This window comes from Variovorax sp. P4_D9, from assembly GCF_056401695.1.
The window spans coordinates 1-7,081 of the sequence record NZ_JBFUIU010000474.1 but is presented as its reverse complement, the minus strand read 5'-3'; the positions used below and the strand labels follow the sequence as shown (position 1 = coordinate 7,081).

6 protein-coding genes and 1 pseudogene are annotated in these 7,081 nt (G+C 67.4%); 5 read left to right on the top strand and 2 right to left on the bottom strand.

Going from position 1 to position 7,081, the window contains the following annotated elements:
- From AC1DY5_RS35700 to AC1DY5_RS35680, 5 genes and pseudogenes are all read left to right on the top strand, one after another.
- Window positions 1-888 (top strand): annotated as a pseudogene (locus tag AC1DY5_RS35700) (hypothetical protein); the annotation flags it as partial.
- Window positions 885-2,375: a Dyp-type peroxidase gene (locus AC1DY5_RS35695; RefSeq protein WP_478119218.1), complete on the top strand. Its 1,491-nt coding sequence runs from the start codon at window positions 885-887 to the stop codon at window positions 2,373-2,375. The pseudogene AC1DY5_RS35700 and the gene AC1DY5_RS35695, both read left to right, overlap by 4 nt.
- Complete coding sequence (locus AC1DY5_RS35690; RefSeq protein ID WP_478119217.1) at window positions 2,372-3,598, top strand: catalase family protein; 1,227 nt, start codon at window positions 2,372-2,374, stop codon at window positions 3,596-3,598. The genes AC1DY5_RS35695 and AC1DY5_RS35690 overlap by 4 nt, the downstream gene beginning before the upstream one ends.
- Window positions 3,599-3,651: 53 nt before the next feature.
- Entirely contained in the window at window positions 3,652-4,386 is a 735-nt protein-coding gene (locus AC1DY5_RS35685; protein ID WP_478119216.1) for a glutathione S-transferase family protein, read from the top strand.
- Window positions 4,387-4,554: 168 nt separating this feature from the next.
- Window positions 4,555-4,857, top strand: a complete 303-nt coding sequence (locus AC1DY5_RS35680; protein ID WP_478119215.1) for a hypothetical protein — start codon at window positions 4,555-4,557, stop codon at window positions 4,855-4,857.
- A 10-nt stretch (window positions 4,858-4,867) separates the two neighbouring features.
- Here AC1DY5_RS35680 and AC1DY5_RS35675 read toward each other — a convergent pair whose 3' ends face one another.
- Together AC1DY5_RS35675 and AC1DY5_RS35670 are read right to left on the bottom strand one after the other, a co-directional pair.
- The gene (locus AC1DY5_RS35675; protein ID WP_478119214.1) at window positions 4,868-5,563 is read right to left on the bottom strand and encodes a glutathione S-transferase; all 696 of its coding nucleotides are present in this window, start codon (window positions 5,561-5,563) and stop codon (window positions 4,868-4,870) included.
- Complete coding sequence (locus AC1DY5_RS35670) at window positions 5,530-6,885, bottom strand: MATE family efflux transporter (protein ID WP_478119219.1); 1,356 nt, start codon at window positions 6,883-6,885, stop codon at window positions 5,530-5,532. The genes AC1DY5_RS35675 and AC1DY5_RS35670 overlap by 34 nt, the downstream gene beginning before the upstream one ends.
- Window positions 6,886-7,081: the final 196 nt, after the last annotated feature.

The following is a 7,081-nucleotide window of genomic DNA, read 5'->3' as shown; positions in this document are numbered from 1 at the left end:
CGCGAGGACAGCGCGCTGCAGCGCGCGCTGGCCTCATGGGTGCCGCGCGACATCGCGGGCGAGACGGAAGACCCCCAGGCCCTGCGACATCGGCTGCTGTCCTTCGTGCAGTCCGAGCAGCTGGAGGGGCGGCTGCTGCTGACCTCGCCAGAGCGCACGCCCTCGAGCTGGCTGCTGCGCAACTTCCTGCATGCGATCGCGCCGTTGCTTGCGCTGCTGGTGCTGGCGCTGTTGGCGCTTCGGTTTCCGCTCCTGCTGCCGCTACTGCTCGTGGCGGCCGCGTACCTGGTCTGGCAGCTGCGCCGCCACGAAAAGAGCGACCCCGAGTTCTGCCCGCGTCCCGACCGCGCCGCGGTGCTCGAGATGCAGTGCCTCGAAGACCACGACCTCACCAACAGCTTCACGGCGCTGGGCGCGGTCAAGCCGGGGCTGTTCCGGCGCTGGCTCACGCAACTCATCCTGTACGCGATCGACTACGCCTGCCGCCATGTCTTCGGACGCGGCCACCTGGCGCGGGTGCAGACCATCCACTTCGCGCGCTGGGTGTTCATCGACGGCAAGTCGCGCGTGCTGTTCGCCAGCAACTACGACGGCAGCCACGAGAGCTACATGGACGACTTCATCAACAAGGCGGCCTGGGGCTTGAACCTGGTCTTCAGCAACGGCTTCGGCTGGCCGCGCACTGACTGGCTGCTGAAGGGCGGGGCGCGCCACGAGCTGCGCTTCAAGCACTACCAGCGCCGGCACCAGCTGCAGACTCAGGTCTGGTACAAGGCCTACCCCGGTCTCACGCTGACCGACCTCGAACGCAACCGGCGCATCCGAGAAGGCTTCGAGCTGCACACGATGACCGACGCCCAGGCGCTGGCCTGGCTGAGGCTGCTATGAGCCCGCAAGCGGTCGAGTTCGACGACATCCAGGGCCTGGTGCGCTTCGGCTACAAGCGCCTGACCCAGGCCTGCTTCCTGCTGCTGCGCGTGACCGATCCGGCGGCCGCGCGCGCCTGGCTCGCGCAGGCGCCGGTCAGCAGCGCGAAGACGCAGCAGCCGCCACCGGCCACGGCGCTGCAGATCGCCTTCACCAGCGCCGGCCTGCAGGCGCTGGGCGTGCGGCAGGACGTCGTCGAGGGCTTCTCGCACGAGTTCATCGTCGGCATGGCCAGCGATGCCAGCCGCGCCCGGCGCCTCGGCGACCTCGGTCCGAACGACCCCGCTTGCTGGCAGTGGGGCGGGACGCCGGAGCAGTTGCCGCACGTGCTGCTGATGCTCTACGCGGTGCCGGGCGGCCTCGAGGACTGGCAGCGCAGCGTGTTGTCCCAGTGCGAGCTCGGCTTCGAGCTGATCGCCTGCCTCGCTACCTCCAACATGGACGGCGTCGAGCCCTTCGGATTCGTCGACGGCATCTCGGAGCCGGCGATCGACTGGCAGCGCCAGCGACCGGTGCGCGACGAGGAGCGCGGCGACTACAGCAATGTCTCGTGCCTGGGCGAATACCTGCTCGGCTACCCGAACGAATACGGCGGCTACACCGATCGGCCCTTGCTCGATACCGATCGCGACCCCGAGGCGATCCTGGCGCGGGCCGAGGATGCCCAGGACAAGGTCGATCTGGGCCGCAATGGCAGCTACCTCGTGCTGCGCCAGCTGCAGCAGGACGTCGCCGGCTTCTGGCGCTTCATGGACGCCCAGGTCGAGGGCGATCCCGTGCTTCGCAAGCAGCTGGCCGAGACGATGGTGGGGCGGACGATGGCGGGCGAGGCGCTGATCGGCGACACCGGCGAGCACATCCCCGGCGAGGACGACCCGCGCAACAGCTTCACCTACGCCAGCGATGGCGAGGGTCTGCACTGCCCGATCGGGGCTCACATCCGGCGCAGCAATCCGCGCAACGCCGACCTGCCGCCGGGCCCATCGGGCTTTCTTTCCTGGGCCCGGCGGACGCTGGGCTTCGACGCCGAGGCCCTTGCAGCCGACAAGGTCTCGTCGACCCGCTTCCACAGGCTGCTGCGGCGCGGCCGCGAATACGGACCCGGGGTGTCGATCGAACAGGCCCTGTCGTCCGCATCCGGCGGCGATGCCACCGGCCTGCACTTCATCTGCCTGGGCGCCAGCATCGCCCGCCAGTTCGAGTTCGTCCAGTCGGCCTGGCTGTCGGGCCTGCGCTTCGACGGCCTGCCCAGCGAAAGCGACCCGCTGATCGGCAACCACCTGCCGCGCGACGATGGCACGGCGACCGACGGCTTCTCGATCCCGCTCGAGTCCGGTCCTGACCGACGCGTCTGCGCCCTGCCGCAATTCGTGACGGTGCGCGGCGGCGCCTACTTCTTCATGCCGGGCCTGCGGGCCTTGCGTTATCTGTCGAAGGTGCAGCCATGAACTCGAATGCCAGCCGTCCGACGCCCAGCGCCAACACTGGGTCCGTCTGGCGCAACTTCGTGAGCGACACGGGCATGGCGCTGATTCGGCTGGAGCGCCGCTTCGATCCCTTGCTGCGGCCGGCCTTCGATGCCTTCCTGCGCGATCCGCTGGCACGCTTCACGACCGCCCTGATCAACAGCGGGCGCAGCGACGAAGGGCTGGCGATCGCCGAGGAACGGCACTTGCCCGACGAGGAAAGCTTCACCGACTCGATCGTCAAGAGCTTCACGCGCCAGATGACCGACCTCTGGAAGCCGGGCGGCTTCGAGCGCGGCGGCAACACCAAGACCCAGGGCATCGTGCGCGGCGAGTTCACGGTGCACGAGGACATCCCCGCGAACATGAAGCGAGGCATCTACGCCACGCCGCAGACCTTCCGCTGCTGGGTCCGGTTCTCGGGGCCCGGGCCCTACATCACGCCGGACATCGACGATGTCGGCTTCATGAGCATCAGCATCAAGCTGATGGGCGTGCAGGGGCCGAAGCTGATGGAGGACGAGCAGCACACGCTCGACATGTTCGCGGTCTCGACGCCGACATTCGTCACGCCAAACGCCAAGTGCAACGCCGCGCTGCAGCGCGAGAGCGTGAAGAACGCGCAGATCTTCTACTTCGTGAACCTGCACGACCCGCACCTGCTCGACCTCGTGATGCAGTCGCTCTTCATCAAGACCCAGAGCAGCCCGTTCGAGGCGCCGTACTTCAGCTGCGTGCCCTACCTGATGGGGGAGGGCCAGGCGATGCAGTATTCGGTCTGGCCGAAGTCGACCAAGCGCACGCCGATCCCGCGCCTGCCGCTGCGCCCGCCCGACGACTACCTGCGGCAGGCGATGGTGTCGGCGCTGGCCAACGACGATGTCGAGTTCGACATCCGGCTGCAGATGCAGACCGATCCGCACCTCATGCCGATCGAGAACGCCGGCGTGCTGTGGCCCGAGAAACTCTCGCCGCGCATCACGGTGGCGACGCTGCGGCTGCCGCGTCAGCGCTTCGATTCGCCGGCGCAGATGGAATTCGCCAAGCGGCTGTCCTACAACCCGTGGCACACGATCGCCGAGCACCGGCCGCTCGGCAACCAGAGCCGGGCGCGCAAGCGGATGTACTGGGAACTGGCGAAGCTGCGGCACACGATGAACGCGGTGCCGCACTACGAGCCGACGGGAGACGAGGTGTTCGAGTGAGCATCTGCCAGCTCCGGGCTTGCTGGTCTCGAAGCAACTGCAGTGAGAATTGAATGATCGTCCATACCTTCGGCCCTGCCTGGAACTCCATCGACCTGAGCCCCTTCGTCGTCAAGCTGCTGACGTGGCTGCGGATGGCGAAACTGCCGTGTACCACCCAGATCGCCAACGTGCGCAAGATGAGCAACACCAAGCTGCCGGCCGTGACGCTGGATGACGGTCGACTGCTCAACGATTCGCAGCAGATCATCGAGGTGCTGCGCCAGTCGCATCACGACCCGCTGGGCGAGCACCGGTGGAACGCTTCCGAGCGGGCGATGGCGCACGCCTGGCGATCGCTGTTCGAGACCGATCTCTATTTCGCCACCTACTATCAACGCTGGGTTCCGGACCAGAACTTCGCGATCCTGATGCCCGTCATGGCCGACTACATAGGCGCGCTGGGCGTGCCCGCTTTCGTGCGCCCTTGGGCGGTCAAGGCAGTTCGGCGCAACACCCTGGCCCAGCTCAATGCGCAAGGGACCGGCCGGCGACCGATCGAGCAGATCCATGCGATGGCGGATCGCGGCTATGTCGCGGCCAGCGACTTCCTGGCCGACAAGCCGTACTTCCTGGGCGATCGGCCGAGCGAACTCGATGCGACGGTCTTCGCTTTCCTTCACACGCTGTTGCTGCCCCCTTTCGTTTCGCCGCAAAAGGAACGGGTTGCCAGCCGATCGAACCTTGTCTGCTATCACCAGCGGATGCTGGCGCAGTATTGGCCGGAGCGGGAGGCGGTATCGACTTGAGATATGGCGAGCCGCGACAAGGTGCTCGAATAGCTGCGAGACCGACCGTTCTTTTCTTGCCCCGTCTTGCGAGTCCGCGCGTTCCCGAGCCCAATGACGTCGGTTGCGGCGTCGTCTCTCGCGCGCTCCGACGCCCCTCCGAATCCGACATCCGAAAGGTGGCCGCCGATGAAGCACTTCCTCATCAAGTATCGATTCCAGAACGGCACGGCCGAGGCATGGCATGAACACATCCGCCAGTTCATCGCCTGGCTGGACACCGAGCCCACCGTGAAAGGCAAGATCTCGTACCGCTGCCTGAAGGAGCGGGACGGCCCCGGCTACTACCATCTTGCCGCCGCGTCGGACGAACAGGCGATCAAGACATTGCAGAGCCAGGATTTCTTCAAGCGCTATACCGAGGAAAGCAAGCGCGTGGCCGGCGGAGAGGTCGAGGTCGTGCCGCTCGWATTGATCGCGCAGACCTCCTGAGGGGGCGGTCCTAAGCAGGGAAGTCGACGCCGCGCTGGCCGGCGCGCCAGAGCGGGTACTTGGTCATCACGCGGGCAAAGACCGGTGCCTCGAGCCGGGCGGCCAGCCAGGCGCGCAGGCGCGGCCAGGCCGCCTGCGCTTCGAACCAGAGCGCATCGACCTGCGCGAACTGCCGCACAAAAGGCGTAATCGCGATATCGGCGAGCGCGGGCGTGTCGCCGTGCAGACAGGACTGGGTCTGCAGCAGCGTGTCGATCCGCGCGAGGAAGAGGGCGCCTCGTGCGCGATGTGATTCGGCGCCCGCATCGGCCACCGGTTGCCGCGCCGGATACTTGTAGCCATCCAGGTGTCGCTTGAAATCGCCATCGCATTCGGCGACCAGCGCCAGCATCTCATCCAGCGTCGCGTGAGCGGGCCGGAGCCAGTTCTCCGGGTCGTTTCGCCGCAGCGCCCACAGCATGATGTCCAGGCTCTGGTCGATCACGCGGCCATCCACGTCGATCAGCACCGGCACCGTGCCCTTCGGCGAAGTGGCCAGCAGTTCGGCCGGCTTGTCACGCAGCACGACCTCGCGCAGTTCGCAGGACTGGCCGCTGACAGCGATCGCCATCCGCGCCCGCATCGCATAAGGGCAACGCCGGAAGGAGTACAGGATCGGCAGCGCGGCCGCGCTCAGATCAGCTTCCGGATCGCCTTCTTGCGCCATACGAAGCGGTAGTAGCAGGCCTGCAGCGTCAGCATCGCGGTGAAGGCGACCGGATAGGAGATCCAGATCCCGTTCAGGCCCAGCCGATGGCTCATCCACCAGGCCACGGGCACCTCGATCAGCCCGATGCAAAAGACCGAGATCGCGGTCGGCACCAACACCGAGCCGCTGGCCCGCATGATGCCCGACAGCGCGGCGCCCATGCCGAAGATCACGGTGCTCCACAGCATGATGTGGAGCAGCGTCTGCGCCACCTCGATCACCGGCTCGCTGGTGATGAAGAAGCCCATCAGCGGGCGCGAGAACAGGTAGCCCAGCAGCACCAGCGAGCCGGTCAGCACCAGGTTCATCACCAGTGCGGTGCGCGTGATGGCGCCGAGGCGCTGGGCCTGGCCGGCACCGATCGCCTGGGCGCCCAGGATCGAGGCCGTGATCGCGATCGAGATCGCCGGGAACTGCACGTAGGCCACCACCTGGTTGACCGCCCCGTAGGCCGCGGTCGCGTCCGAGCCGTAGGCATTGACGAAGGACAGCAGCGCGATCTCGGCCAGCGACACGACGATCATCTGCACGCCGGTCGGCACGCCGACCTTGAGCACCGCCTTGAGCAGCGCCGGCCGCACGCGCAGGTGCCGCATGAAATCGGCATCGGGCGCCAGCGGGCTCTTCTTGCGCCGCAGGTGGAAGCCCAGCCAGGCGGTTGCGACCACGAAGGAGACCACGGTCGCGCAGGCGCCGCTGGCGACGCCGAGCTGCGGCAGGCCGAACCAGCCCTTGATCAGCGCCGGYGTGATCACCATGCCGATCGCGGTCGAGATCATCAGCGTGTAGAGCGGCGTGACGGTGTCGCCGACGCCGCGCAGCATCGCGGTCGACAGCAGGAACACGAAGAGCCCGGGCATCGCGATCAGGATGATGCGGGCGTAGCGCGTGGCGTCGGGCAGGATGTCAGCCGGCGTGCCGAGCAGCTTCAGCATCGGCTCGGTGAAGGTGCCGCCGAAGAGCGCCACGCACAGGCCGAACAGGATGCCCACGGTGAGCGTCGTGCCGGCCACCGCGCGCGCCTTGTCGGGTTCGCGCGCGCCCCAGGCCTGGCCGATCAGCACCGAGGCCCCGGCGCCCAGGCCGATCGTGAACGCGATGAAGAAGAACATCACCGGGAAGAAGCCCGATACCGCCGCCAACGCCCGCACACCGAGCATCTGCCCGAGATAGACGTTGTTGAGCGTGCCCGACAGCGACTGCAGGATAKTGCTGAGCAGCATCGGCGCAAGGAACAGCAGGAACACCTTCCAGAGTGGCTTCGACGCCATGGCCGCCATGCGGGGGTTGGCGGGAGGGGCGACCGGGGGCACCGGGTCGACGGCGCCGGCCGTGTCGGCTGCGCTCATTGAGCGCTCCATGCCGTCGCCGCAAGCTTGTGGTGATGGGCGCCGATGTCCCCGGGCGAGGCCGCGACGAGTTGCCCGATGCGCTCGCGTTCGCCGGCTAACAGCGCGCGCGCGGCTTCCTCGAATC